Source organism: Streptomyces sp. DSM 116793 (genome assembly GCF_057320905.1).
This window is the reverse complement of the sequence record NZ_CM170494.1, coordinates 7,985,326-8,009,844: the sequence shown is the minus strand read 5'-3', so window position 1 is coordinate 8,009,844 and position 24,519 is coordinate 7,985,326. Positions and strand designations below refer to the sequence as shown.

General features: G+C 70.7%; 24 protein-coding genes and 1 pseudogene. 7 read left to right on the top strand and 18 right to left on the bottom strand.

Going from position 1 to position 24,519, the window contains the following annotated elements; genetic code table 11:
• Nucleotides 1-519 precede the first annotated feature (519 nt).
• The 5 genes from ACSMXW_RS31550 to ACSMXW_RS31530 all read right to left on the bottom strand — a co-directional run bounded on the left by ACSMXW_RS31550 (nucleotide 520) and on the right by ACSMXW_RS31530 (nucleotide 4,417).
• Nucleotides 520-828, bottom strand: a complete 309-nt coding sequence (locus tag ACSMXW_RS31550) for a hypothetical protein (RefSeq protein WP_485801341.1) — start codon at nucleotides 826-828, stop codon at nucleotides 520-522.
• Nucleotides 829-916: 88 nt separating this feature from the next.
• Entirely contained in the window at nucleotides 917-1,606 is a 690-nt protein-coding gene (locus tag ACSMXW_RS31545) for a YoaK family protein (protein ID WP_485801340.1), read from the bottom strand.
• A 59-nt stretch (nucleotides 1,607-1,665) separates the two neighbouring features.
• Nucleotides 1,666-3,552: an amidohydrolase gene (locus ACSMXW_RS31540; RefSeq protein WP_485801338.1), complete on the bottom strand. Its 1,887-nt coding sequence runs from the start codon at nucleotides 3,550-3,552 to the stop codon at nucleotides 1,666-1,668.
• Between the two features lie 113 nt (nucleotides 3,553-3,665).
• The gene (locus ACSMXW_RS31535; protein ID WP_485801336.1) at nucleotides 3,666-4,298 is read right to left on the bottom strand and encodes a CE1759 family FMN reductase; all 633 of its coding nucleotides are present in this window, start codon (nucleotides 4,296-4,298) and stop codon (nucleotides 3,666-3,668) included.
• Entirely contained in the window at nucleotides 4,295-4,417 is a 123-nt protein-coding gene (locus tag ACSMXW_RS31530; RefSeq protein WP_485801335.1) for a hypothetical protein, read from the bottom strand. The genes ACSMXW_RS31535 and ACSMXW_RS31530 overlap by 4 nt, the downstream gene beginning before the upstream one ends.
• Nucleotides 4,418-4,926: 509 nt before the next feature.
• On the opposite strand from ACSMXW_RS31530, the gene ACSMXW_RS31525 reads away from it, so the two are divergent.
• Both ACSMXW_RS31525 and ACSMXW_RS31520 read left to right on the top strand, forming a co-directional pair.
• Nucleotides 4,927-5,898 carry an alpha/beta hydrolase gene (locus tag ACSMXW_RS31525; RefSeq protein ID WP_485801333.1) on the top strand — a complete coding sequence of 324 codons (972 nt, stop codon included), beginning with the start codon at nucleotides 4,927-4,929 and terminating at the stop codon, nucleotides 5,896-5,898.
• Between the two features lie 214 nt (nucleotides 5,899-6,112).
• A complete protein-coding gene (locus ACSMXW_RS31520; protein ID WP_485801331.1) occupies nucleotides 6,113-7,126 on the top strand; it encodes an alpha/beta hydrolase in 1,014 nt (337 codons plus the stop codon).
• 183 nt (nucleotides 7,127-7,309) lie between these two features.
• Here ACSMXW_RS31520 and ACSMXW_RS31515 read toward each other — a convergent pair whose 3' ends face one another.
• From ACSMXW_RS31515 to ACSMXW_RS31500, 4 genes are all read right to left on the bottom strand, one after another.
• On the bottom strand, nucleotides 7,310-8,266 hold the full coding sequence (locus ACSMXW_RS31515) for a helix-turn-helix domain-containing protein (protein ID WP_485801330.1): 957 nt from the start codon (nucleotides 8,264-8,266) through the stop codon (nucleotides 7,310-7,312).
• A gap of 135 nt (nucleotides 8,267-8,401) precedes the next feature.
• Nucleotides 8,402-8,644 (bottom strand): helix-turn-helix transcriptional regulator, encoded by a 243-nt coding sequence (locus ACSMXW_RS31510; protein WP_485801329.1) that lies wholly within the window; start codon nucleotides 8,642-8,644, stop codon nucleotides 8,402-8,404.
• Entirely contained in the window at nucleotides 8,599-9,393 is a 795-nt protein-coding gene (locus tag ACSMXW_RS31505) for an AraC-like ligand-binding domain-containing protein (protein ID WP_485801328.1), read from the bottom strand. The genes ACSMXW_RS31510 and ACSMXW_RS31505 overlap by 46 nt, the downstream gene beginning before the upstream one ends.
• A complete protein-coding gene (locus tag ACSMXW_RS31500) occupies nucleotides 9,329-10,765 on the bottom strand; it encodes an MFS transporter (protein ID WP_485801326.1) in 1,437 nt (478 codons plus the stop codon). Before ACSMXW_RS31500 ends, ACSMXW_RS31505 begins: the two co-directional genes overlap by 65 nt.
• Before the next feature lie 161 nt (nucleotides 10,766-10,926).
• Here ACSMXW_RS31500 and ACSMXW_RS31495 point away from each other — a divergent pair, with 161 nt between their 5' ends.
• A complete protein-coding gene (locus tag ACSMXW_RS31495; protein ID WP_485801324.1) occupies nucleotides 10,927-11,058 on the top strand; it encodes a hypothetical protein in 132 nt (43 codons plus the stop codon).
• 54 nt (nucleotides 11,059-11,112) lie between these two features.
• A pseudogene (locus tag ACSMXW_RS31490) lies at nucleotides 11,113-11,508 on the top strand (Dps family protein); the annotation flags it as partial.
• A gap of 50 nt (nucleotides 11,509-11,558) precedes the next feature.
• On the opposite strand, the gene ACSMXW_RS31485 reads toward ACSMXW_RS31490, so the two are convergent.
• The gene (locus ACSMXW_RS31485; protein ID WP_485801323.1) at nucleotides 11,559-12,053 is read right to left on the bottom strand and encodes a P-loop nucleotide/nucleoside kinase family protein; all 495 of its coding nucleotides are present in this window, start codon (nucleotides 12,051-12,053) and stop codon (nucleotides 11,559-11,561) included.
• A gap of 379 nt (nucleotides 12,054-12,432) precedes the next feature.
• Between ACSMXW_RS31485 and ACSMXW_RS31480 the strand changes: the two genes are divergently transcribed.
• A complete protein-coding gene (locus tag ACSMXW_RS31480) occupies nucleotides 12,433-13,623 on the top strand; it encodes an IS110 family RNA-guided transposase (protein ID WP_485801321.1) in 1,191 nt (396 codons plus the stop codon).
• A 332-nt stretch (nucleotides 13,624-13,955) separates the two neighbouring features.
• Here the strand turns inward: ACSMXW_RS31480 and rph are convergent, their stop codons facing one another.
• Together rph and ACSMXW_RS31470 are read right to left on the bottom strand one after the other, a co-directional pair.
• Nucleotides 13,956-16,604: a rifamycin-inactivating phosphotransferase gene (gene rph / locus ACSMXW_RS31475; RefSeq protein WP_485801319.1), complete on the bottom strand. Its 2,649-nt coding sequence runs from the start codon at nucleotides 16,602-16,604 to the stop codon at nucleotides 13,956-13,958.
• A 253-nt stretch (nucleotides 16,605-16,857) separates the two neighbouring features.
• On the bottom strand, nucleotides 16,858-17,670 hold the full coding sequence (locus ACSMXW_RS31470; RefSeq protein WP_485808442.1) for an AraC family transcriptional regulator: 813 nt from the start codon (nucleotides 17,668-17,670) through the stop codon (nucleotides 16,858-16,860).
• Nucleotides 17,671-17,931: 261 nt separating this feature from the next.
• Here ACSMXW_RS31470 and ACSMXW_RS31465 point away from each other — a divergent pair, with 261 nt between their 5' ends.
• Nucleotides 17,932-19,014 (top strand): aldo/keto reductase, encoded by a 1,083-nt coding sequence (locus ACSMXW_RS31465; protein ID WP_485801318.1) that lies wholly within the window; start codon nucleotides 17,932-17,934, stop codon nucleotides 19,012-19,014.
• Nucleotides 19,015-19,186: 172 nt separating this feature from the next.
• Complete coding sequence (locus ACSMXW_RS31460; RefSeq protein WP_485801316.1) at nucleotides 19,187-19,627, top strand: nitroreductase family deazaflavin-dependent oxidoreductase; 441 nt, start codon at nucleotides 19,187-19,189, stop codon at nucleotides 19,625-19,627.
• Nucleotides 19,628-19,762: 135 nt separating this feature from the next.
• Here ACSMXW_RS31460 and ACSMXW_RS31455 read toward each other — a convergent pair whose 3' ends face one another.
• The 6 genes from ACSMXW_RS31455 to ACSMXW_RS31430 form a co-directional block, all read right to left on the bottom strand.
• Nucleotides 19,763-20,521, bottom strand: a complete 759-nt coding sequence (locus ACSMXW_RS31455; protein ID WP_485801314.1) for a carboxymuconolactone decarboxylase family protein — start codon at nucleotides 20,519-20,521, stop codon at nucleotides 19,763-19,765.
• A gap of 166 nt (nucleotides 20,522-20,687) precedes the next feature.
• Nucleotides 20,688-21,392 carry a GntR family transcriptional regulator gene (locus ACSMXW_RS31450; protein ID WP_485801312.1) on the bottom strand — a complete coding sequence of 235 codons (705 nt, stop codon included), beginning with the start codon at nucleotides 21,390-21,392 and terminating at the stop codon, nucleotides 20,688-20,690.
• A 54-nt stretch (nucleotides 21,393-21,446) separates the two neighbouring features.
• Entirely contained in the window at nucleotides 21,447-22,394 is a 948-nt protein-coding gene (locus ACSMXW_RS31445) for an NAD(P)-dependent oxidoreductase (protein ID WP_485801310.1), read from the bottom strand.
• The gene (pcaC, locus tag ACSMXW_RS31440; protein ID WP_485801309.1) at nucleotides 22,391-22,849 is read right to left on the bottom strand and encodes a 4-carboxymuconolactone decarboxylase; all 459 of its coding nucleotides are present in this window, start codon (nucleotides 22,847-22,849) and stop codon (nucleotides 22,391-22,393) included. Before pcaC ends, ACSMXW_RS31445 begins: the two co-directional genes overlap by 4 nt.
• Before the next feature lie 233 nt (nucleotides 22,850-23,082).
• Entirely contained in the window at nucleotides 23,083-23,490 is a 408-nt protein-coding gene (locus ACSMXW_RS31435; RefSeq protein ID WP_485801307.1) for a cupin domain-containing protein, read from the bottom strand.
• A gap of 9 nt (nucleotides 23,491-23,499) precedes the next feature.
• Nucleotides 23,500-24,438, bottom strand: coding sequence for an NAD(P)-dependent oxidoreductase (locus ACSMXW_RS31430; RefSeq protein ID WP_485801305.1), 939 nt, complete (start codon nucleotides 24,436-24,438; stop codon nucleotides 23,500-23,502).
• Nucleotides 24,439-24,519: the final 81 nt, after the last annotated feature.

Sequence of the window (24,519 nt, the reverse complement as noted above, 5' to 3'; positions counted from 1 at the left end):
TACCTGCGGCAGCACGGCAGAAGCCCCAAGCCCCACCATGCCGCCGCCTACCCCGACGACGTACTGACCGACGACGGCTTCGCTCTCCTCGAGCACCTCGGACTGGACGACTACGACGGGCAGCGAGGACGAACGCGCCTACTCGGCCGACCAGTTGGTCGCGGCGCTGCCGCATGCCCCTCGGGCGATGGTGCCGGAGACCACGGGACGGCGGTGTCCGCGCCGGCATTCGCCGCGGCCGTCCTCGCTTTCCTCGCCGACCGCCGGTGATCACCGTCTCTGGGTTCGTTGCCTCCGTCACGACGGGTCCGACCCGGAACACCCCCAGCGGTCCACACCCGCGGGGCCCGCAGAAGCGGGCCACCGCAACCGGCCCGACTCACGCCTCGTCCCGGCCGGGCGACCCCGGCCGGGACGAGGCGCGCCGTGTGAGCGGCGTTCAGTGCTCTGCGGTGCCGTGGATCTCGGCGATGTATCCGCCCGGGAAGCGGACGATGGCGGTGTCGCGGCCGCCGGCCGTCACCGGGCCCCACAGCACGGTGGCGCCCGCGGATCGGGCCTTGGTGAGGGTCGCGGCCAGGCGGTCACCCGGTATCCGGTCGCCTCGCGGCCGAAGGGGTAGGGCAGGTGGCCGTCGGTGACGGCCACCCGTGTCTTCCCGAAGCTGGAGTCCATGGCGATCCGGCGGTAGGTCCTGCCGGGGAGGCCGATCTCCGCACCTTCGGCCCGGCGGTGGTCCGAGGTGATGTGTCCCCGGGTGAAGGCCAGATACGAGGTCGGGAACCTGGAGACCGCATACGGCGAGACGTACAGCCGGTTCTCCGGCACGGTCAGGGCGGTCGAGGACGTCCCGGCGTGCGTGGCCGAGAACGTCCCCCGTGTGCGGCCGGGAACCTCCCCACCGCTCCGTAACCGTTCATCCGCGCTCTCGGTAGGTCAGCAGCGTCAGGGCGACGAGCAAGGTGCTCACCAGCAGGGCCCAGTCGGTCCTGCCGTGCAGGACCAGCACGGCGCCCGGGGCGGCGCCGACCAGCATGGCCGCGACGGCGAGCAGGCGGCGCCGGATCCGGGGATTGCCGCCGTGTGCGAGCGAGGAGTCGGCGGCCAGGCCGGTGAGGGTCAAGGTGAGGACGGTAGTCGTCATGTCCGGCACGCCCAGCTTGCGTACGGTGCCGTTGCGCAGTCCCATGGCAACGGCGAGGAGCGCGATGAGACCGAACTGCGCGCTCCCGCCGAACGCGAAGGCGAGCACCGTCGCCGCGCCCTGCAGCGCGGTCTCCAGGATGAGCGCCGTACGGACCCAGGGCACCCGGTGCGCCGCCCGGTGCGAGACGGCCAGCCGCCCGGCGCACACCGAGCCCAGCAGGAACGCGGCCAGTGAGATGAGGGAGCCTGCCAGGGAGAATCCGGGCGCACCGGCGAGGGCGAAGGCGACGACCACCACGTTGCCCGTCATGTTGGCGGTGAAGACGTGCCCGAGCCCCAGATAGCTCACCGCGTCGATCAGGCCGCTCACCAGGGTGAGCGTCAGGAGGACGCGAACCAGTGGATGGCGGTCCCCCACCTGGGCGGAGGGCACGGCGCGGTGATCGAGGCTCGTGGTCACGGAACTGTCTCCTGACAATGTATCGAAATGTCGCTATATCGCTGTGTCACCCAAAGGGTTCAGAAGAAGCACGGGTCGGCCGGGAGCCGTTCCCCGCGGGGCACGACCTGTCCGCGGGCCTGGCGCCAGGCGCGCTGCTCGTCGGAGGCCGCGGCCGCCTCCACCACCCGCTCGGCCTGCCGGGCACCCGCCAGGCTGGGCGCCGGAGTGGCCTGATAGCCGCCGAAACAGGCCACCGGGCTCCAGTCCGGTGAGACGGCAGGGGCTTGTGGGGCGAGGCCCTGGTGCTCCTCGGCGGCGTGCACGATCCGTCCGCCCACCACGGTGAGCACGGACTCGATGTGCGCGATGTCCGGCTCCGGGACGGTGAAGTAGTCCGCACTGAGCAGGGCGAGGTCGGCGTAGCAGCCCACGGCCAGCCGTCCCTTGACGTCCTGTTCCCCGGTGAGCCGCGCCCCGCCCTGGGTGAACAGCTCCAGGGCCTGCTCACGGCTGAGGCGGTTGTGGGCCGCGGCGAGAGCGCGGCCGCTGAGGGAGCGTCCGGAGGCCAGCCAGTGCAGCGCGACCCAGGGGTTGTACGAGGAGACCCGGGTGGCGTCGGTGCCCGCGGCCACGGTGAGACCGCGGTCGAGCATGGCCCGCAGCGGCGGAGCCTCCGACGCCACGGCCGCGCCGTAGCGGGCCACGAACGCCTCGCCCTGGAACGGCATCCGGTTCTGGATCGAGATGGCTCCGCCGAGGGCGGCGACCCGGTCCAGGCTCTCCGGGGAGATCGTCTCGGCGTGGTCGAAGAGCCAGCGGTTGCCGCCCGGGAAGAGGCCGTCGGCCGCGAGCTTCTCGAAGACGGCCAGGTCGCGGCGGATGGTCTCGTCATAGCTGGCGTGCAGCCTGAAGCCCCACCCGTTCTCCATCAGCAGCCGCACGGCTTTCTCGAAGTCCGCCTCGTAGTCGCCGAGTTCGGGGCGCGGCTGGGCGAAGTTCTCGAAGTCGGCGGCGGCCCAGGTCAGGTTCTCCCCCGCGCCGTTGAGCCGCAGCCACGCGTCGCCGTCTCCCGGGCGCACGGTGCTCACCCAGCGGGTGAGGTCCTCCAGTTCCTGGCCCGCGGTCTGAGGGAAGAGGTGGTAGGCGATGCGGAGCGTCAGCTCACCCTTACGGGCCAGGCCCATGACGGTGGAGTAGTTCTCGGGGAAGCTCTGGAAGCCGCCGGCCGCGTCGATCGCCGACGTCAGGCCGAAGCGGTTGAGTTCGAGCAGGAAGTGGCGGGTGGATGCCTCCCGGTCGGCCTCGTCCAGGGTCGGGGCCTTGGCGAGGGAGGAGTACAGCAGCAGCGCGCCGGGCGCGGCGAGCAGCAGGCCGGTGGGCTGTCCGTCATGGCCGCGGACGATCTGGCCGCCCACCGGGTCGGGAGTGTCCCGGGTGATCCCCGCCGCGCGCAGGGCCGCCCGGTTGAGCAGCGCCGACTGGTACAGGTGCAGGACGAAGACCGGGGTGTCGGGGGCGGCCGCGTTGAGTTCCGCCAGGGTGGGCATGCGGCGCTCGGCGAACTGCTCGGCCGACCAGCCGCCGACGACGCGGACCCACTGCCCCGGCGGTGTGCGTTCCGCCTGGACGCTGAGCATGGCCAGCGCCTGGCGCAGCGTGGGAACCCCGTCCCAGCGCAGTTCCAGCACATAGTTGAGGCCACCCCGGATGACGTGCAGGTGGGCGTCGTTGAGGCCGGGGACGGCCCGGCGCCCCAGGGCGTCGACCACTCGGGTCTCCGGGCCGACCTGCGGCATCACGTCGGCGTCGTCCCCCACGGCGGTGACGAGTCCGTCGCGCACGGCCAGCGCGCCGGCCTGTGGCCGTGTCGGGTCTGCGGTATACACCTTGGCATTGCGGATCACCAGGTCAGCGGCCTGGTCAGGGGTCCCGGGACGGATCCCGGCGACGGGCATGCTCGACATGCGGGTGGTCTCTCCTGTCGGTGCGGGGTGCGGTGTACGGGGTGCGGGGGTGCGTGGTCGGGCGGGTCGGTGTGGGCTCGGTGTGGGCTCGGTGTGACGGCTGAGGAGTGGGGTCAGCGCGGGCTCAGTCCTGCGGCTCGGACCGGAAGGTGTGTCCCGGGGGCGTGGGGGTCGAGGCTGGGGTGCTCCGCTTGGGTGACGGCGAGTGCGGCCAGTTCGCCGGCTGCCCGGTCGATGCGCGTGGGCAGGGCGTCCGTCAGCGTGTCCCCGGTTACGCCCCAGTCCTCCGCGGCGGCGAAGACGCCGGTCGGTGCGACGACGGCACGCAGGTGGGAGAAGAGCGGCCGCAGGGCGTGTTCGAGCACCAGGGAGTGGGACGCGGTGCCGGTCGCGGCGATCAGTACCGGTTTCCCGCGGAGTGCCCCGGGTTCCAGCAGGCCGAAGAAGGACCTGAAGAGACCGCTGTAGGAGGCTGAGAAGACCGGGGTGACGGCGATCAGCCCGTCGGCCCCCGTGAGTTCGTCGATGGCGGCGGCGAGCGGTGGCGCGGGAAACCCCGCGATCAGGTGCTTGGTGATCTCCCGGGCGAGCGGGCACAGCTCGATCAGGTGCTCCTCGGCCTCGTGGCCGCTCTGCTCGACGTGCAGCCGCGTGGCTGTGCCGAGACGATCCGCCAGCAGGCGCGTGGACGAGGGCCGGCCGAGTCCGGCGGAGACCACGGCGACCTTGATGTGGCTGCCGCTCACTGCGCCGCCGCCACGGCCGGCGGAACGGTCATGGCCTTGACCCGCTTGTGCTCCGTGGGTGTCCGGCCCGTGGTGGGCTCAGGCGTCGCGTCACCCACGGAGAAGATCCCGAACTGCATGGCGCTGCCTTTCCGCCGGGCGGCCGGTATGAGGGACGAGAGCGGCTCGAACGTAACGGGGCGTTCCGGATGCGGATGTCTCAGCAGCGCACAGGTGCTTTTCTGTCGACGTACCGGATACCGGGCCTGGTGGTGTCGGATCCAGGCCTGGCGGTGCGGATACCGGGCCTGGTGGTACCGGATACCGGGCCTGGTCGGATCGGATACGGGGGGCTGGTCGGATCGGATACGGGGGGCTGGTCGGATCGCATACGGGGGGCTGGTCGTGCCGGCCGCCGAGGCCTGGACGCATCGGCGACGGCGGCCGGGCGAGGCCACCGGCGGCTCCGGGCCGCGGGGCCTCCGAGCCCGGGGAGAGCGATCGGGGAGTCCGCCGCGCCTCCAGCGCGCGTGCCGCGCACCTGATCCGGCGCGGCCCCGTGCACTCTCGGTCAATCGCCGTACCCGGTCGGAGAAACCACCGCACCTAGCCTCGAGGGATCACCAGCACTCGAAAGGAGAGAAGGACGATGTCCGACTCGTACGTCCCTGAGGCCCCGGTGCTCGAACCCGCAGCCGCCGAGTTCGCCGCAGCCACCGCCAACCCGCCGTTCCTCTTCGACCTCGGCCCCGTGGCGGGCCGCAAGACCGTGAACGAGGTCCAGTCCGGCCAGGTCGCCCTGCCGGAGGTGGACGAAGAGTGGATCACCGTCCCCGGCGGCCCCACCGGCTCCGTCCCCGCCCGCATCGTCCGCCCGGCAGGCGCCCGGGGCAGCCTGCCGGTCATCGTCTACATCCATGGCGCCGGCTGGGTCTTCGGCAACGCGCACACCCACGACCGCCTGGTCCGCGAACTCGCGACCCGCGTCGGCGCCGCCGTCGTCTTCCCCGAGTACGCGCTCTCCCCCGAGGCCCGCTATCCCGTCGCCATCGAGCAGAACCACACCGTCGCCCGATGGGTGGCCGCAGGCGGCGCCGGCAAGGGCCTCGACCCGAGCCGGATCGCCGTGGCCGGCGACTCCGTCGGCGGCAACATGACCGCCGCGCTGACCCTGATGGCGAAGGAGCGCGGTGACGTCCCCCTCGTCCAGCAGGTCCTCTTCTACCCCGTGACGGACGCGTCCTTCGACACTCCGTCCTACCACCAGTTCGCGGAGGGCTACTTCCTGCGCCGCGACGCCATGCAGTGGTTCTGGGACCAGTACACGACCAGCGAGGCCGAGCGGGCGCAGATCACCGCCTCGCCGCTGCGCGCCACCACAGAGCAGTTGTCGGGCCTGCCCCCGGCGCTGGTCATCACCGGCGAGGCCGACGTCCTGCGCGACGAGGGCGAGGCCTACGCCAACAAGCTCCGCCTGGCCGGTGTCCCCGTCACCGCGACCCGCTACCAGGGCATCATCCACGACTTCCTGATGCTCAACGCGCTGAGCGGCACCCACGCCGCCCAGGCCGCCCTGAGCCAGGCCGTCACCACCCTCCGCGACGCTCTCGGCACCACCTGAGCGCATCCGGGCGGCGACGTGGAACACTCATCGTGGTACGTCTCACGTGCGCACGGAGTACATGCCAGGGCACTCGCGAACGGCCCGATCCGTGTTGCCCCGGCATTCCTCCAGGTGGGACCCCGATGTGAGGGGAAGACAGCGGCCGAAAGGTCGACGGGCCGTGCCGGCGTGACCTGAGAACGTGAGCGCACTCAAAGGGAGCTGTTGCCCGATGACCCCTCAGCGGTACCGCCCCTCGGACTCGCCGCATCGCGCGCATGACTACCCCCTGCCCGGTAAGCCCGTACTGGAGCAGGCCACCCAGACATTCGCCGACACGTTCAGCGGTCCGCCGGTCGTCGCCGGCATGGAGCCGGCCGAGGTGCGCCACCACATGGCCGGGCTCGGGAACAGGCCCGCCCGGGGTGACGAGGCGACGTACGGGCGGTGGATGCCGGGGCCGCCGAGTCCGCACGGCCGGGTTCCCGTACGGATCGTGAGGCCGGCCGGGACCGAAGGGGAGGTACTGCCGGCGGTCATCTATCTGCGGGGCCTCGACTGGGCCCTCCCGGAGGCGGCGTCCCATGACCGGCTCGTGCGTGCGCTCGCTCTCGGCGTGGACGCGGCAGTCCTCGTTCCCGAGTTCGGGCACCTGCCCGAGGCCCGGTACCCCGTCGCTGTGGAACGGTGCTACGCCGTCGCGCGCTGGACGTCCGAGGAGGCGGCGGGTCTGGGAGTGGACGGCAGCAGGATCGCCGTGGCCGGTGACTCGTCCGGCGCCAATCTGACGGCCGCGTTGACGATCCTGGCGAAGGAGCGCGGCGGAGTGAGGTTCTGCTGTCAGGTGCTGTTCTGCCCCGTCACCGACGGCGAGTGCGACAGTCCCTCGTACGACCAGTTCGCGACGGGTTACGTCATCAGGGCCGACATGATGCGCTGGTTCTGGGACCTGTACGCCGCCGACCCGGCCCGGCGCTCCGAGATCACGGCCTCGCCGCTGCGCGCGACCACCGAACAACTACAGGGCCTGCCGCCCGCGCTCGTCGTCACCGGCGAGGCCGACGTGGTCAGGGACGAGGGCGAGGCCTACGCCGCCAAGCTGCGCGCCGCCGGCGTCCCGGTCGTCTCCATGCGCTACCACGGCACGGTCCACGACTTCATGGTCTTCGACGCGCTCCGCGGCACCCACGCGTCCAAAGCCGCCCTCATCCAGGCGACGGACCTGCTCCATGTCGCGCTGCACTGACGGCCGGGAGGAGGCCGGTGGGTCCGCCGGCCCACCGACCCGCCGACCCACCGGTCCACCGACCCACCGGTCCATCGGTCCATCGGTCCGTCGGTCCATCGGTCCATCGGCCGAGCGGTGGACTCCCGGTCGTAAGTCAAGTGACCTAGGTCCCGGCCGAGCTCCCCCGTTCCCCGGCTGCCCTCACTTGGCCATCGTCTTGCGCCAGTCCGTCGGTGACAGGCCGTAGGCGGCTCGGAAGACCCGGCTGAAGTGGGCCGGGTTCACAAAGCCCCAGCGCTGCGCGACAGCCGACACCGTCGGGCTCACCCGACTCCGTCTCAGGAGTTCACGACTGCACTCCTCCAAGCGCCGCTGCTGGATCCAACGGCTCACTGTGGTGCCCTCCCCCTCGAATACCTTGTGAAGATAGCGAACCGATATGTGGTTCTCCCTGGCTATCACGTCGGGGCACAGATCGGGATCCGCGAGATGGCTGTTGATGTAGGCGCGCACCCGGGCAGCCACATCTCCTTGGCAGTTGAGCTCGTCCGGCCGCTGCCCGTCTTCCACTCGTTCACGAATCATCGTCGCCACCAGATCGGCGACGACGCCCGCCACCCGTTCGCCCACCCGCGCTGAGCAGGACCCGGCCTGGTCGGCCAATCCGGAAAGGAGCGGGGCCAGCACGGCTGAAACCCCCGAACCACGGCCGAACGCCACCCCGGCCACACCGTGGACGTGGGATTCCGATACGGCTATGACATCGCGCGGGAGCTGGAAGACATACATGCGGAAGGGCTCGAACTGCTCCAGCACATAGGGGCGGTCCCCGGCATAGACGATCATCTCACCCGGTCCCAGCCGTGCGGTACGACCGGCTTGGGCGAGCACGGAATGGCCCCGCTCCTGCAATCCGACGGAGAGAAGATGCCTCTTCGTGCCGGCGGCATCGTCCCGGTGGCGGCTCAGCCGCTGTGCTTCCGCCTCGATGGTCACGACCCGCAGATATCCCAGGTCTTCGACGGTGATGCGTCCGGCGAAATCGTCCTTGTTTCGGACGATGACCTTCTGAGACCCGATCGTGCGTGTGGTGGCCTTACTCCAGAAGCTCACTTTGTCATCGTCCGAGACGGCAGCAGTGGTGAGCACGATTCCCATGCTGCTGAGCATGGTGCTGCGGCCCCGCTCATACGTAGGTCATTCGACTGCACGCATGTACTGGAATCCGGGGCTCGGGGCGTGCAGGTCTCTCCGCCGCTGAGCGGATCCCACTCGACTGCCGTGCGTCGCGGGCTACTTCGGCGGCCTACCGCGCGCGTGACGCCACTCGGTGGGCGAGACACCGTAGGCGGCCCGGAAGGCTCGGCTGAAATATGCCGCGTTGCCGAATCCCCACCGGTGGGCCACCGCGGACACCGTGGGACTGACCGGAGAGCGCCGCGCCAGTTCGCGGCGGCATTCCTCCAGGCGCCGCTGCTGGACCAGGCGGCTCACGGTCGTCCCCTCGTCCTCGAAGATCCGGTGGAGGTAGCGCACCGAGATGCCCTGGGCGCCGGCGATCGTCTCGGGTGTGAGGTCGGGGTCGCCGAGGTGGTGGTTGATGTACTGCCGGCCCGGAGCACAAGATGGCGGTGCGCCGTGTCCTCACCGGCCGAGGCGCCGCCGGCCAGCTCCGCTATCAGGGTCGCCAGCAGGTCGGTCACGTTCCCGGCCAGTTCGTCGGCGACCGTGTCCGCATAGGAGGGGGCTGAGGCGGCCAGTCCGGTCAGCACCGGCGCGAGCATCGCGGCGACGCCTCCGCTCGGGCGGATGGTGACCCCCGTCACCCGCTGGAACTCCGCGTCGGTGACGTCGAGAGCGCTGCGGGGCAGGCTGAAGACGTGGGCGGAGAACCGCTCGGAGAACTCCATGGAGTACGGACGCGTGGCGTCGCAGATGACCCACTCGCCCGCGCCCACCAGCGTTTCGCTCCCCTCCCGCGAGAGCTTGCCCACGCCGGACACCTGGACGTTCACGCGCACCGGCATGCCCGGTGTACGCGCCACCTGTGCTGCCGGTCGCTGGATCCCGCAGGGTTCGGCCCCAAGAGAGACCACCTTCAGGTGACCCATGTCCTGGACGCTGACGCGTGGTGCGAGGGGCGACGGGTTACGGGACGTCACGGACACGGCGGTGAACTCGTCGGTGACGGCGCTCTTGAAGTAGGCGGGCCTGTCCGTGTCACACGTGGCCGTACCCGTGCCGGACGTGGAGGTGGGGGCGGAGGACGGCAACACCGCGGTCATGGGCTCTCCAGAGGTGAACGTGGCCGGTGCGCACTTCCGGCGTCCGAAGAGAGATGGCAGAACATCGCTCATCCGGTTCGAGTTGCTCCGTCGCATTCCGACGACCGCCATGGTGCCGCGGCTTCGGGGCCTCGTTTGTTCCCAGAGTGCACACTTCTGTCCCCCGAACCATGGCTGGATGCGTGACCCGGCCTCGCCCGTCCGGGCCCACCCGCTGCGCGAGCAGGCCCCACAGCGGGGCGGCCACCGCCTGTCCCCCCTGGAAGACCATGAGGTAGGCGGCCAGTCCGCGGGCCCGCACCCACCCGGGCAGGCGGGTCTGCATGGCCGCGTTGAGCGTGGAGAGCACACCGATCCAGGCCGCTCCCGCGAGCGGCAGTACGGTGGCCGCGAGCCAGGGCACCGGCACCGTGGCCAGGAGCACCAGCACCCCGGCGAAGACCAGGGCCCCGGCGGCGAGGGTGCCGTTGGCGCCGAGGCGCCGCCGGACCGCGGGCAGCGCGAACGCGCCCGTCACGGCTCCCAGTCCCACCGCGCCCAACAGCAGCCCATAGCCTCCCGAGCCGAGGTGGAGCGACCTCTGGGCCACCACCGGCAGCAGCGAGAAGAGGGCGGACGCGCCCGGGATGAACAGCACGGCGCGCAGCAGGACGCGGCGGATGCCGGGAGCGTTCCAGATGTACCTGCGGCTCGCCTGGAGGGCGGTGAGGAAGCTCTGCCGCTCCGCGGCGGTCGCCGTCGTGGCCGGCCGCCGCCACAGGAGAAGGACCACCGCGATGCCGAGGTAGGAGACCGAGTTCAGCGCGAAGACCCAGCCGACTCCCGCGCTCGCCACCAGGACACCGCCTATCGCCGGTCCCACGGCTCGGGCCAGGTTCATGTTGACGGCACCCAGAGCCGCCGCCTGGGGCAGTTGGGGCCGGGCCACCAGGTCGGGCTGTATCGCCTGCCAGGCCGGCCCCATCAGCGCCGTGCCGCACCCGAGCAGAAAGGTCAGCGCGAGGAGGAGTCCCGGGCCGAGACGGTCGGCGAACGCGAGCGCGGTGAGCACTGCCGCCACGACCAGCATCGCGAACTGGGCGGCGACAAGCAGCCCGCGGCGGTCGAGGCGGTCCGCCAGCACACCGGACGGCAGTGCCAGCAGAACCACCGGAAGGCTCGACGCGGTCTGCACCAGCGTCACCCATGTCGCGCCGTGCCCCACCAGCAGCCACTGGGCCCCCACCGTCTGCACCCAACTGCCGATGTTGGAGACGAACTGCGCGATCCACAGTGCTCGGAAGACCGGCAGGGCCAGCGGAGCCCACGCGGAGCCCGGTGCCGTGCCGGCCAAGGACGATGCGGCACCGCGTGCCCGCGCTTTGCTGCTCATCGGACTTCCTGAAGGTCGGCAGGACGCGCCGGACCCCGCCTCACCGGCACCGCCGCGCATCGTGACGACACCAGGGTCGGGCGTCGGCCGCCCCGACGCGTGACCGGCCGCGCACCGGGGCTGCTCTCCCAGCGCATGGGTGGCGCCCGGCGGACGACGGCATGGATCAGCAGCGCATGGATCAGCCCCGCCCATGGGCTGGCACGGGTCGGGCGGCCGAGGCGTGCGACGCGTTCGTCGTGCACGGGATGACGGTCGGCCATGCGCTGCGGGTCAAGGCGCATACCGGGTGAGTCCGTAGCCTCCGTCGTACACCGATGTCACCCAGCACCGACCAGAGGCGGATCATGAGTACACATCTCCATCCCGTGAGCGGCCAGCCGGGGCTGCACCAGAAGGGACAGGTCATACAGGAGTTCGGGACCGTCAAGCAGTTCCCGCTCGCCCTGTCCTTCGAGGCCCGGATGTACTCCTGTCAGCGGTTGAACCGGGTGCTGGCCGACACCCAGATCCTGCACAGCCTGTACAAGAAGCACCACTGGGTGGTGCGCGGTGCGACCTTCTACCAACTCCACCTGGTGCTCGACAAGCACGGCGGCGAACAACTGGAGCTGATCGACGTCCTTGCCGAGCGGGTCCAGAGCCTCGGTGGCGTGGCTGTGGGCGACCCGAGGCACGTCGCCGAGATCACCGCCGTCCCCAGGCCACCCGACGGCGTGGAGGAGGTCCCCGCGATGCTCTCGTTGCCCGAGGCCTTGGGTCGGTCCGCCGGTCCGGCCTGGAGGAAGTCCGGTCATCCGCGTCGTCCCGGCGGCGGGTCGTCGAAAAGGCCCAGCTCATCGTCGTCGGGCGGCTGGAAGGACTTCGCATATTCCGCAAGCGACTCGCGACCGACCGGGACGGTCCCCTGCCGGCCCTCCCGGCTGCGGACTTCGAGACGGCGGCACAACTCATCGATCGACGCGGCAAGGTAGTGCAGTTCGACGGGAACCCCGAGCGCGCGCGCCGCCCGTCGCTTCTCATCCCGCTCAGAGCGTGCCCAGAAGCCGAACTCCAAGATCACCGTCTGTCCGAGCCTCAACAGGTCCTGGGCATGAGCCCAGAATCGCCGCTCAAGCCGGTGGCGCGTGCGCTCGTCGAACAGGTCGATGTCGAGATCCGACATCCATTCGTCCGGACACAGCCGCACCGCGGGGATCTCGTCTGCCAGGCGTTTGGCCAGCGTCGTCTTCCCGGAGCCAGGAAGCCCGCACAGCAAGATCAGTCGAGGCCCGGGGCTCACATCCACCAGGCGCCTCCACAGCACCGCAGCAAGATCACTCCGGCATGCTCGCGCAACGGCCCCGGTGGGCGGAAACGGTGTCCGCCGCGCGTGGCCACGTCGCTCGTGTGACTCCGCCTCGCGCACGGCGCCGACCGTCCTCGCCCATGGGGGTGTCCTACCTTTCAAGGGTGGTTGCTCTGGTCATTCGTAAGATCGGAGAGCCCGGGGGCTCTGGGTATGGCTCATGGGTGGGCGCCGTTGGCAAGGCTCAAAGGACTTGGCCGCCCGGAGCCCCGCGACGACTCGACCGCCAATTGGGAGACGCGGCTCCGATCGCTGCTGTAGGACAACGTCGGCGAGGTCGTCTGCGGGATCGATGTGACGACGAACTGGCGGAGGGAACGTGCCCGAGATCTGGGCCGGGGTGGACATCGGCAAGGAACACCATCACTGCGTGGTGATCAACGCGGACGGCGAGCGGCTGCTCTCCCGCCGGGTCCTGAACGACGAGACTGAGTTGCTCCAGCTCATTGGCGATGTCCTGGCGGTATCCACCGACGTGCTGTGGGCAATCGACCTCAATCACGGCGGAGCCGCCCTGCTGATCGGCCTGCTCCTCAGTCATGACCAGCCGATGGCCTACCTCACCGGCCTGGCAGTCCACCGTGCCTCGGCCACGTACAAGGGCGAGGGCAAGACGGACGCGAAGGACGCCTTCGTCATCGCCGACCAGGCGCGCGTCCGCCGGGATCTGGGTCTGCTGCGGCCTGGTGACGAGATCGCCGTCGACCTGCGCACGCTGACTATCAGGCGCCTGGACGTGGTCTTTGACCGCACCCGTCAGATCAACCGCCTGCGTGCCCAGCTCCTGGAGATCTTCCCGGCGTTGGAACGGTCGTTGGACCTGGTCAACAAGGGCCCAGTGATGCTGCTGACGGGTTACCAGACCCCGGCCGCGATCCGTCGTGCGGGCACGAGGCGGATCGAGACCTGGTTGAAGAACCGCAAGGTCCGTGGCGCCGCCGTGCTCGCGAGGACGGCGGTGGAGGCCGCCCAGGCCCAGATGACGGCGCTGCCCGGCGAGAAGCTGGCCGCCTCGATGGTGGTCCGCCTCGCGAAGGGGGTGATGGCCCTCGATGAGGAGATCGCCGAGCTCGACGCTCTGATCGAGGCCCGGTTTCGCGAGCATCCGCACGCCGAGGTGATTCGCAGCCTGCCGGGCATGGGCCCCAAGCTCGGTGCCGAGTTCATCGCTGCCACCGGCGGTGACATGGACGCCTTCGGCAGTGCCAACCGTCTGGCCGGCTTCGCCGGCCTCGCCCCAAGGCCCCGCGACTCCGGCCGTGTTAGCGGCAACCTGCGCAGGCCCAGGCGATACCACCGCGGGCTCTTGCGGGTGATGTACTTGTCGGCCATGGCCAGCCTCAAGGGCTGTCCGGCCTCCAAGGCGTACTACCAGCGAAAGCGCAGCGAGGGGAAGGGGCACAAACAGGCCCTGCTCGCGCTTGCTCGCCGACGCCTCAACGTCCTGTGGGCCATGATCCGTGACGGACAGTGCTACCAAGATTCACCTCCCGTCACACTCGCGGCTTGACATCACGATTGGGAAGTCCTACCGAACGACGCCGGATGCGGTCGCTGGGAGAGGGCCCGCCGCGGCCGGGGCCGGCCCGGCTCCCTCCCGAGCCGCGGGAGGCCGTGCCGCTCCGCCCTTCCGGGCGCCGTACACCCGATGAGGCAGACACGTCCGGGACAGCCGAGGAACACCCTTCGCGTGGCAGCGGCCACGACGAGGCCGAGCGGCGACAGTCTGCTCCGAGCCGACGCTGGCCGCGTGCCGTACGTCCGCTCCTGACGGACGTCGAGGCCGGCGAGCGGATGAGATCTCGGCCGGAGGCCAAGGATGGGGCTTCTCGGTGTGGTCGGTCACGGCAGGATCTCGACGTACCCGTCGGTTCCGTGCACGCGGATCCGCTGCCCGTCCCGGATCAGCCGGGTCGCCTGCTCCACGCCGACGACGGCCGGCAGGCCGTACTCCCGCGCGATCACCGCGCCATGCGTCATCAGGCCGCCCACCTCCGTCACCAGGCCCGCGATCCCGACGAACAACGGCGACCAGCTGGGGTCCGTGAAGGTCGTCACCAGGATGTCGCCCGCTTCGAGATCGGCCTCCGCCATGTCGCGGATGACCCGGGCCCTTCCCTCGACGCTCCCGCCGGAGACCGGCAGGCCGATCAGGGCGCCGGCCGGGGCGTCGTCGCGCCGGTACGCCCCGGTGACGGCCTCACCATCCGAGGTCAGCACCCGGGGCGGGGTGAGCGCGTGGTACGACCTGAACGCGTCCTTGCGCCGCTGGATGAGCTGGTCATCCACCTGGCGCGAGCGCACGACGTCACGGAGTTCCTGGAACGTGAGGTAGAAGACGTCCTCCTTCTCACGGAGCACGCCGGCCTGCACGAGACACCCGGCCTCCTCCAGCAGGGCCCTCTTGTACACGAAGTAGCGGCTGACGATGCCGTACTTCGGGTACTCCCGGTACCCGATGAAGGTTCTGACCCGGTCGATCATCCGCTTGGCCTCGTCGGCCTTCCGCTCCCCGTCCGGCAGGGCCCGCAAGCGTGACAGCACGTCCTGTTCCTTCTTCTGTGCCTGCTGCCGCCCTTGCTCGAAGCGCCGCTCGGCGGCGCCCGGCCCGAAGTTCCTGACGTTGTCGAGGATCAACGGCACGAGCAGGCTGGGACGCTCGCGCCAACGCGGCCTGGTGATGTCGATCTCGCCGACGCAGCGCATGCCGTACCGGTCGAGGTAGGCCTCGATGGCGTCGCGCGCCTCGGTCCCTCCGGCGACCTTCACCAACTCGTCGAGGAATCCCTCGTCCGCCACGCCCTCCAGGAACGCCACCACCTCCGGACAAGGGCGGATCACGTCCGCGACGTCCAGCAGCGCCAGTCCCATCTGCGACGTGACGTTGCCGGGGGCGGACAGCGTGAGCGTGTCAGCCGCGTTCTTCTCGCCCAGCCACTCCTGCAGCTTGTCGTTGAGCCACCACGTGGCCTCCATCCCCGCCATGATCGCCTGAAGGCTCAGCGGGTCACCGAGGACTCTCCTGTGCTCCTCGAAGTCCTCCAGCAGGAAATCGAACAGCTCCACTCCGGTCTTCGTCCGGATGTCGCGCTCCAGGGCGGCGATGGACGCCCGGCTCCGCTCGATCAGCTCGGTGACGATGGCCGGATCGGTCTCGATCGGGGCGGACGCACCGCCGGCCGGCGGCCCGCCGGGGCCCGCGTCCGGAAGCGACGGGACGAAGTCGTCGCGGTCGAGGATGGTCTCCAGAGCGTCCCTGATCAGCGGATCGCCCCTCCCCACGACGTCCAGGAGACCGGCGCGGGACGCCGGCGAGGCCAGGCGCCGGGTGACGTCGACGAACAGCCTCCCGCCGGCCTCGTGCATCGGCACCATGGCCGTCAGCTGCCACATGGAGAGCCCCAGGGGCTTCATGGGGTCGGTCATCATCTGCTGATGACCGACCGAGACGTAGACGCGGTTCTCCTGGTCGCCGGTCTCGGGGATGGGGAACAGCGTCGTGATCGGCCGGCTCTGAACGATCTCGAAGCCATCATCGACCAGGCACCATTCGATGTCCTGCGGACGGCCGAAGTGCGCTTCGATCCGCCGGCCGAGCTGCACGAGCCGAACGACCTGCGCATCCGTCAGCGCCGGCTGCTCCTGCCGCTGCGCTTCGATCGCGACTTCCCGCGTACCGCCGGCCGGCAGGGCGTGCACGGCACGGTGTTTGGCGGCGATCGCCCTGGCGACGACTTCGCCGTGCCGCACCGTGAAGACGTCCGGGTTCACCAGGCCCAAGACCAGGGCCTCGCCGAGGCCGAAGCCGGCGTCCACGGTGGCGACCTTCCGGTTGCCCGTGACGGGGTCGGCCGTGAACAGGATGCCGGCCGCATGCGGGAAGACCATCTGCTGCACGACCACGGCCATGTGGACCGTACGGTGGTCGATGCCGTTCCGCCGGCGGTAGGCCACGGCCCGCTCCGTGAACAGCGAGGCCCAGCACCGGCTGATGGCCTGGAGGATCGCCGCCGGCCCCACGACGTTCAGATACGTGTCCTGCTGGCCGGCGAACGAGGCCGTCGGCAGGTCCTCCGCCGTCGCGCTGGATCGCACGGCACAGGCGGCTCGCTCGCCGAACCGGCCCAGCGCGCGGGTGATCGCCGCCGCGAGATCACCCGGCACGGCGATCCCCTCGATGGTCCCGCGAATCCGCGCGCTGAGCGTGCGGACCGCCTCCCGGTCGTCCGGGTCCAGGCGCGACAACTGGTCGAGCCGGTCGTCCATCGACGGCGCTTCCGCCATGATCCGCCGGAAGGCGTCCGTCGTCACACAGAAGCCACCCGGCACGCGGACGCCTTCGATCCGCGACAGCCCGCCCAGGTGGGCGCCCTTGCCGCCGACGACCGCGACCTGCGTCTCGTCGATCTCCTGAAGATCCAGCACGTACTGCCCGCGCTGCTGGTCCCCCCACTGGTTCGACGTCACCGCGTCCCCCCATACGTCACGCACCTCTGGCCCTCGTTTCCGCAGGTTCTGGCATCGGCCGACGATTCTGCGCCGTGACCCGGGCCTTGCGGCAAGCCCCCCGGCGCGCTATACGTTGAGAGTGGCAAGGAGAGAGCTCTCCTTGCCTCTGCCTTTTTGCCGCCCGAGGGAGCTGACACGCTTCTCGCGAACTGGTGGCGCGCCGCGTACGGGTGCGCGTCGTCGGCCAAGGCGGACGGTCCGTCGGGCCTACGGGCGCGGCCGTGGAGCCAGGCGGCTACTCCTGGACGATCGCTGCGGTCTGGAGGCGTACAGCGTCCTGCCCCGGCGGGGCCCCGAACATGCGCCGGTACTCACGGCTGAACTGCGACGGGCTGTCGTACCCGACGGCGTGTCCGATCGCGGCGACGTCGTGGGGGGCCGCGATGAGGTGCATGCGGGCCTTCTGGAGTCGGAGCTGCTTCTGATATTGCAGCGGGCTCATGGCGGTCACGGCGCGGAAGTGCCGGTTGAGTGAGGAGACGCTCATGCCGACTTCGTCGGCGAGGTCGTCGATGCGGATCACCCGGTCATAACGGGTCTTGATCCACTCGATCGCCCGGGCGACGAGTGCGATGCGACTGCCGGAAAGACCGATCTGTCGGACCAGGGCCGCTTGGGGTCCGTTCAGTAGTCGCCAATGGATCTCACGTCGCACGCTGGGTGCCAGTACGGGGATGTCACGTGGCTCGTCCAACAGGCGCAGCAGCCGCACGACGGCGTCGAGCAGCCTGTCGTCGGCGTCACTGGTAGCGATACCCGGTCCGTCGTGCGGACGCGCGCCGGTGGGACCGGTCTCCACCAGCAGTTGAGCGATGATCGCGGGCTGCAACGGAAGCCCGAACGCGAGAAACGCCTCGGCGGGCGAGGCGCGGGTGATCTGTGAGGTCAGGGGCAGGTCGACAGTCGCGACGAGGTACTGGCCCGAGTGGTACTCGAAGATGTGATCGCCGAGGACAGTGCGCTTCGCTCCCTGGGCTATGAGAGCGATCGTGGGTTCGGTGACCGTGCCGAGCGGTTCGGTCACGTACTCGGTCGAGAACACCGACATTCCCTCGATCCACACCGGGCGCGGGCTGCCTGCGGCCAGTCGCGCGATCCGGTGCCGAAGTTCGCTCAGGTGGTCCACCACGTCAGTGGACCACGGAATTGTGTGCCAGGCAAAAATGATCCGGGCAATATTGAGCGGATCGTGCAACGATCCGCGCCCATCGGTCTAGGAAGATCGCACCGGCGGGCGTCGAATGGAGGAGTACCGGGGGATGGCCGACACGGCGTCCCCGCACCACCACCTTGCTGGGAGCTCTCCGTCATGTCGCTCGATTCCTATGTCACACTCGGCCGCTCGGGACTGCGGGTCAGCCCGTTCACGCTGGGCACGATGACCTTCGGGGAGGACCACGGTTGGGGGAGCAGCCCGGCGGAGTCCAAGGACATTCTCGCGGCCTACCTGGACCGGGGCGGCAACTCGATCGACACGGCCAACATCTACACCAACGGTCACTCCGAGAAGATCATCGGTGACTACTTCGCCGGTCGGCCCGGTGTGCGCGACCGAGTGGTGGTCGGCACGAAGTTCTTCGGCAACCTGTACGAGAACGACCCCAACGGCGGCGGACCCAGCCGGAAGGCGATCGTGCAACAGCTGGAGAACTCGCTGCGGCGCCTGGGGACCGACTACGTCGACATCTACTGGCTGCACAACTTCGATCCGTCCACGCCGATCGAGGAGACCCTCCGAGCGCTGGACGACCTGGTCGGCGCCGGCAAGATCCGCTATGTCGGATTCTCCGACGTGCCGGCGTGGGCGACGGCCGAGGCAGCCACCATCGCGCGCTTCCGCGGATGGGCTCCGATCATCGCGCTGCAGTTGGAGTACTCCCTGCTCGAACGCACCTCGGAAGGGGAGCTGATCCCCATGGCCCAGGCCCTGGGCATGGGAGTGATGCCATGGGGACCGCTGAAGAGCGGGTTCCTGTCGGGCAAGTACTCCAGCGCCACCACCGGCCCGGTCGACACCACGCGTGCGCAGTTGGTCGGCGCCCCGAGTGAGGCCGACTATGTCGTGATCGACGCACTCAACGCCGTCGCCGGCGACGTGGGCGTCAGCCCGGCGGCAGTGGCCCTCGCCTGGGTGCGGGGGCGCCCCGGGATCACCTCCACCCTGATCGGCGCGCGCCGCATGGACCAGTTCGAGGCCAACCTGCGTGCCCTGGACGTGACCCTCACCGAGGCCCAGCGCGGGGCGCTGGATGAGGTGTCCGCTCCCACGCTGAACTTCCCCGCCGACAACAACAGGACGCTGGCGCCGATGATCCAGTTCGGCGGAGCCACCGTGGACGGCCGCCCATCGATGGTCTCCCCGCTCCTGCAGGCGAGTAGCGCCCGCTACTGACCACCCCGGCTGGCGGGTGCGGCGCAGTCGTACGGGCGCGCCGGAACCGCCGGGGGCACCTGGTTGCCGCCGGTCAGGCATCGCCCAGCGCGTAACGTCCGTGTCGTTCCGACCCGGGACAGGCCTCCACCACTTATAACGACAGGACGACAAGACGACGGAAGGAGAACCCATGCCTCTGGACGGCGCATACGAACCCAGTGCCCTGGACATGGTCCGGGACCAGGTCGCGCTCTTCGAGAGCAGCAACGGTACGGAGGGAAACACGATATTCGGCCGTCCCGTGGTCGTCCTGACGATGCGGGGCAGGACGACGGGGAAGATACGCAAGACCCCGGTGATGCGCGTGGAGAACGCGGGGCGCTATGCCCTGGTCGCCTCTTATGGGGGCTCACCTCACCACCCGGCCTGGTACCACAATCTCATCAGCAGCCCGCGGGTGGAGCTCCAGGACGGGCCCGAGCGGCTCGAGTACATCGCTCACGAGGCAGTGGGCCGCGAGCGGGAGGAATGGTGGGAGCGCGCGGTCGACGCCTTCCCCGACTACGCCGAGTACCAGCGCACTACGGAACGGGTCATACCGGTCCTCGTCCTGGAACCCGTGACGGGCTGACCCGGCGACGGCGTCGCGCCGTCGGCCACGATGGCGCGCACATCGGCGCCCTCGGGGGATGGGGCACCCGTGGAGGCAGGTGAGTGCGGCCTGCCTCCACGGGGCGACGGCTCCCCGGCCGGTGCGCCGCGGCCCCTACGCCTCGCGCCTGTGTGCCTCGTCGAGCAGCATGGGCGCGGCGGTGGTGGCCGCGTGGATGCCGATGACGCTGACGATCTCCAGCACCTCCATGATCTCCGCGGCCGTCGCGCCGTGCCGCAGCGCGTTGCGCATGTGCTGTTTGAGGCCCGGTACGTAGAGGTGGGTCGCCGACGCGTCGAAGGCGCAGTAGATCAGCTCCTTGACCTTGGGTTCGAGGACGCCGCCGCGCCAGGGCACGGAGGAGAACTCGACGTAGGCCTCGAAGAGCTCCGGATCGATCTCCAGCAGTCCGTCCCAGAACTGTGCCCAGTAGCCGCGGCTCGCCACGAACTCGTCCTTGAGCCGCTGCCGCTCGTCGTCCAGCGGCGCCGGACCCGAGCGCAGCCCCTCCTCCTGGAGCACCTCCAGCAGCAGGGGGACGCCGATGTTGGCGGCGTGGATGCCGAGGGTGCTGGTGAGTTCCAGGACCTCCATGATCTCGGCGGTGGTGGCGCCGGCGTCGTAGGCGGCGCCTATGTGCTGCCGCACGCCGGGGGTGTAGAGGTGGGTGGCCGCGGCGTCGGCGGCGATGAAGACGAACTCCTTGACCTTGTCGGGCAGGTGGTTCTTGCGCAGCGGTACGGACGACAGCTTGAGGTAGGCCGCCAGGAAGGCGGGGTCCAGCCGGAGGATGCTCTCCCACGCGTCGGACCATGTGCCGCGCACCCGGATGAATTCTTCCTTCAGCTCGTTCTGCGATGCGGTCAGGGGCATGGGTCTCTCCTCGGAAGGCAGGGGGGTCCGCGGTGGCCGGCAGGGGCCACGGCGGAGGCGGGTGGCACCGGCACACGCGGGGCGGGGCGGCAGGGGCCCGCGCGCGGACGGCGGGTAAGGGGGGAAGGAGGGTGAGTGTGAAGGGTGGGGGGTGGGCGGCAGGGGCTCAGGCGGTGAGGCCGGTTCCGGCGCCGTCCGCGGCGGCGAGGCCGGTGACGCCGGCGGTCGCCGCGTTGTCGAGGTGCACCTCGCACAGCCGGACCGCCTCGTCGGCGTCACGCGCGGTGATGGCGTCGACGAGTGCCCGGATCTCCTGGAGCATCTGCCGCGGCCGGCCCGGCTGGGCCATGGAGGTGGCCCGCAGCAGCCGGATGCGCGCCTGCACCCCGCCGAGGATCTGCCGCACGGTGGGGCTCGCGGCGCCGTCCATGAGCACGTCGTAGAAGCGGTCCTTCGCGCCGAGCAGCTCCCGCATGCCGGCGCCCCCGGAGATCAGCCGCTCCAGCTCGGTGACGGTCGCGCCCAGGGCCAAGAACGCGTCGTCGGGCGCCCGCTCGATGAACCTCCGGACGGCGAGGCTCTCCAGCGAGACCCGCACCGCGTACAGGTCGGCGGCCTCCTGAGCGGTGGGCGCGTACACGACGGCGCCCTTCTGCGGGATGACGGTGACCAGTCCCTCGGCGGTGAGCTCGCGCAGGACCTCGCGGATGGTGGTGCGGGACACACCGGTCTGCTCGATCAGCTGCCGCTCGATCAGCCGCTGCCCGGGCTGGAGCTCGAACTGGAGGATGGCGTTGCGCAGCGCGTCGAGGACCTGCTCGCGCAGGGGCGCGGCCACGCGTCCCACGGAGATGTTCCTGAGTCCGCTCATGTTCTGCCGTCCGGTCCGAGGCTGCCGCTCGATCATACGATCCCCGTCAATATCTCACAGTGGCTTCTGGTCGAGGGATTCGAGCCAGCGCACGATCTCGGTGTGGTCCGCGTCGGCCGGAAGCCGCTCGGCCGCCTCGGCCCACAGCTCGGCCGCGGCCCGGCCGAGCGGGGAGGGCCGGCCGACGCTGTCGGCGAGGCCCAGGGCGATGCGCATGTCCTTGAGCATCAGGCGCAGGCCGAAGCCCGAGTCGAATCCGCGGTCGAGGATGAAGTTGGGCCACTTGTTCTCGGTGGAGCCGCTGCGCCCGCTGGAGGTGTTGACGGCGTCCAGCATGGTGCGCGGATCGAGGCCGAAGGCGGCGCCGGCCAGCATGGCCTCGCTGGTCACCAGCAGGTGCGTCGCCGAGAGCAGGTTGTTGAGGGCTTTCAGGGCGTGGCCGGCGCCGGGCGGCCCGACGTGCAGGACCCGCTTGCCGAGTTCCTCCAGCAGCGGGCGGACGCACCGCACCGCCGTCTCGTCGCCGCCGGTCATGACGGTGAGGGTGCCGTTCCGCGCCCCTGCGGTGCCGCCGGAGACGGGGGCGTCGACCATGCTCTTGTGGCCGGCCGCGCACCGGGCCGCCAGGTCCCGGGTGACGGTGGGCTCGGAGGAGCCCATGTCGACGAGGACGCTGCCCGGCGCGAGCGCGTCGAACAGGCCGTCGTCGTCGAGCACGGCCTCCACGGCGCGGGAGTTCGGCAGCATGAGCACGACCGCGGCGGCGCCGTCGGCGACCGCGGCGGCCGTGTCGACGGGCACCGCACCGGCTTCGGACGCGGCCCGGTCCCTGGCCGCGGGCGCGGTGTCGTAGGCGCGCACGGTGAATCCGGCCGCGGTCAGGCGGCCGGCCATGGGCAGGCCCATGTTGCCGAGGCCCACGAAGCCCACGACCGCGCCCGGGCCGAGGGTGCGCGGGGCGGCTCCGTCGCTGCCCGGCAGTGCGGTGTTCCCGGTGGTCATGCCTGCTCCTCACCGCGGCCGGTGCCATCGGGGGACCCGGCCGCTCCCGTGCCGGAGGCCTCGTCGAGCCGGCCGAGTTCCCGCAGGGTGCGCTCCGCGACCCGGAACGACTCCAGGGCGGCCGGCACACCGCAGTAGACGGCCGTCTGGAGCAGGGTCTCCTGGATCTCCTGGACGGTGCAGCCGTTGTTGAGCGCGCCGCGGACGTGGACGGCCAGCTCGTGGTTGCGGTTGAGCGCGGTCAGCATGGCCAGGTTGAGCAGGCTGCGGGTCTTCCTCTCCAGCTCGGGCCGGGGCCAGACGGCCCCCCAGCAGTACTCGGTGACGAGTTCCTGCACCGGGCGGGAGAAGTCGGTCACCTTGTCGAGCGAGCGGTTGACGTGCTCGGTCCCGAGGACCTCGCGGCGGGTCTTCAGGCCGCGCTCGTACTGTTCGGACGGCTGTGGGCTTGCCATGGGGGTCTCCTTCGTTCGTCATGTGCGCGGCGCGCGCTCGCGTGTTACGCGCGGCCGGCCAGGCGTGCGCCCGTACGGGACGGCGTGCGCCCATATGGGACGGCGTCCACCCGTGCCGGCCGGCGTGCGCCCGTGCTGTCGGCGTCCGCCCGTGCGGGTCGGCGCGCGCCGGTGCCCGGCCGCGGTACCGCGGCCTGCGCCGGCCCGCGGTTCGGTCCTCTCCGGGCCGCGGGTCAGCCTTCGCCGGGCTCGGACCGGGCGGGCCGGCCGTACTCGGTGTCCTCGACCGGCCGGCTCCACGAGGTGGCGCCCAGCGAGACGGCGGTGTGGATCATGTAGCTGTCGGATGCGGCCCCGTGCCAGTGCCGTTCGCCCGGCGGCACCCACACGACGTCACCGGCCGCGAGCCGCCGGACCGGACCGCCCTCCGCGCAGATCAGGCCGCCGCCGGCGGTGACGGTGAGGATCTGCCCGTGTTCGTGGTGGTGCCAGTGCGTGCGGGCGCCCGGCGAGAAGAAGACGTTGTTGATGGTCACTCCGTCGGTGGTGGGCAGGACGGGGTCGGCCCACACGGTGCCGGTGAAGGTGTCCTCGCGCTGCTGTGAGGCGTGGCCCTCCGGACGGCCCTTGATGATCTTCACGGGGTTCTCCTACGGGTGGGGGTGGGCGGCGGGGTCGCCGGGGCGGTCCTCGGCCTCGTGGAGCCGGACTCCCCCGGAGACGTCGCCTATCGCGTCGACCACACGGTTGCTGATCTGGTCGGCGTAGCCGGTGTTGTTGGCGAGGCCGAAGGACGCCAGCGGTCCCGAGGCGTTGAGGGAGGGCACCCCCAGTTCGCGGACGAGGTCGACGTAGAGGGTGATGTCCTTGGTCATCAGCGCCCCGGTGAGGCCGCCTTCGAGGTAGTCGCCGCGGACGATGTGCGGGAAGCGGTTGAGCGTGGCGAAGTTGACGCCGGAGCTGCTGTTCAGCACGTCGAGCAGCACCGTCAGGTCGAGGCCGGCCTTGCGGGCCGCGACCATGACCTCGGCCGTGGCCGAGAGCGACACCGCGTTGAGGAAGTTGTTCAGCAGCTTCGCCGTGTGTCCTGCGCCGCTGCCGCCCATGGGGAAGACCTTGCCGGCGAACAGCCCGAAGAGGGGGCGGAGCTCTTCCACCACCGTCTCGGAGCCGCCGGTCATGAGGGTCAGCGTGCCCTTCTCGGCGGCGGCCGCCCCGCCGGACACACCCGCGTCGACGTACTCGGCTCCGCGCCGCTGGAGTTCTCCGTGCAGCCGGACGGTGGAGCCGGGCGCGGCCGTGCTCAGGTCGACGACGACCAGCCCGGCGCGGCAGTGCTCCAGCAGCCCGCCCTCCCCGAGCACCACCGCCTCGACGACGCGGCTGTCGGGCAGGGACATCAGGACGACGTCCGAGCCGTCCACGAGCGCACCGAGCGACGGCGCCGGCGTGGCCCCCACCGCCTTAGCCCGCGCGGGGTCCTGGTCGTAGCCGGTGACGGCATGTCCGCCGGCCACGATGCGGCGGGCGATGCGGCCGCCCATGTTGCCCAGGCCGATCACGCCGATCCTCTGCGACTGTGCCGCCATGGCGTGTCACTCTCCTCTCGGGGTACCTCTGCGTCTGTCGTGCCGTCGTTCTGTGCCCGGCCGGGCACGGGTCGGTCTCCG

Bases quoted from the DNA above. Each gene is read 5' to 3' on its own strand.
- ACSMXW_RS31525 (WP_485801333.1), top strand. From the start codon at position 4,927: ATGTCCGACTCGTACGTCCCTGAGGCCCCGGTGCTCGAACCCGCAGCC.
- ACSMXW_RS31515 (WP_485801330.1), bottom strand. From the start codon at position 8,266: ATGGGAATCGTGCTCACCACTGCTGCCGTCTCGGACGATGACAAAGTG.
- pcaC (WP_485801309.1), bottom strand. From the start codon at position 22,849: ATGGCAAGCCCACAGCCGTCCGAACAGTACGAGCGCGGCCTGAAGACC.
- ACSMXW_RS31455 (WP_485801314.1), bottom strand. From the start codon at position 20,521: ATGCCCCTGACCGCATCGCAGAACGAGCTGAAGGAAGAATTCATCCGG.
- ACSMXW_RS31540 (WP_485801338.1), bottom strand. From the start codon at position 3,552: ATGTCGAGCATGCCCGTCGCCGGGATCCGTCCCGGGACCCCTGACCAG.
- ACSMXW_RS31500 (WP_485801326.1), bottom strand. From the start codon at position 10,765: ATGAGCAGCAAAGCGCGGGCACGCGGTGCCGCATCGTCCTTGGCCGGC.
- ACSMXW_RS31430 (WP_485801305.1), bottom strand. From the start codon at position 24,438: ATGGCGGCACAGTCGCAGAGGATCGGCGTGATCGGCCTGGGCAACATG.
- ACSMXW_RS31505 (WP_485801328.1), bottom strand. From the start codon at position 9,393: ATGACCGCGGTGTTGCCGTCCTCCGCCCCCACCTCCACGTCCGGCACG.
- ACSMXW_RS31470 (WP_485808442.1), bottom strand. From the start codon at position 17,670: ATGTCGGTGTTCTCGACCGAGTACGTGACCGAACCGCTCGGCACGGTC.
- ACSMXW_RS31495 (WP_485801324.1), top strand. From the start codon at position 10,927: ATGGATCAGCAGCGCATGGATCAGCCCCGCCCATGGGCTGGCACGGGT.
- ACSMXW_RS31520 (WP_485801331.1), top strand. From the start codon at position 6,113: ATGACCCCTCAGCGGTACCGCCCCTCGGACTCGCCGCATCGCGCGCAT.
- ACSMXW_RS31450 (WP_485801312.1), bottom strand. From the start codon at position 21,392: ATGAGCGGACTCAGGAACATCTCCGTGGGACGCGTGGCCGCGCCCCTG.
- ACSMXW_RS31460 (WP_485801316.1), top strand. From the start codon at position 19,187: ATGCCTCTGGACGGCGCATACGAACCCAGTGCCCTGGACATGGTCCGG.
- ACSMXW_RS31530 (WP_485801335.1), bottom strand. From the start codon at position 4,417: ATGCAGTTCGGGATCTTCTCCGTGGGTGACGCGACGCCTGAGCCCACC.
- ACSMXW_RS31445 (WP_485801310.1), bottom strand. From the start codon at position 22,394: ATGACCACCGGGAACACCGCACTGCCGGGCAGCGACGGAGCCGCCCCG.
- ACSMXW_RS31465 (WP_485801318.1), top strand. From the start codon at position 17,932: ATGTCGCTCGATTCCTATGTCACACTCGGCCGCTCGGGACTGCGGGTC.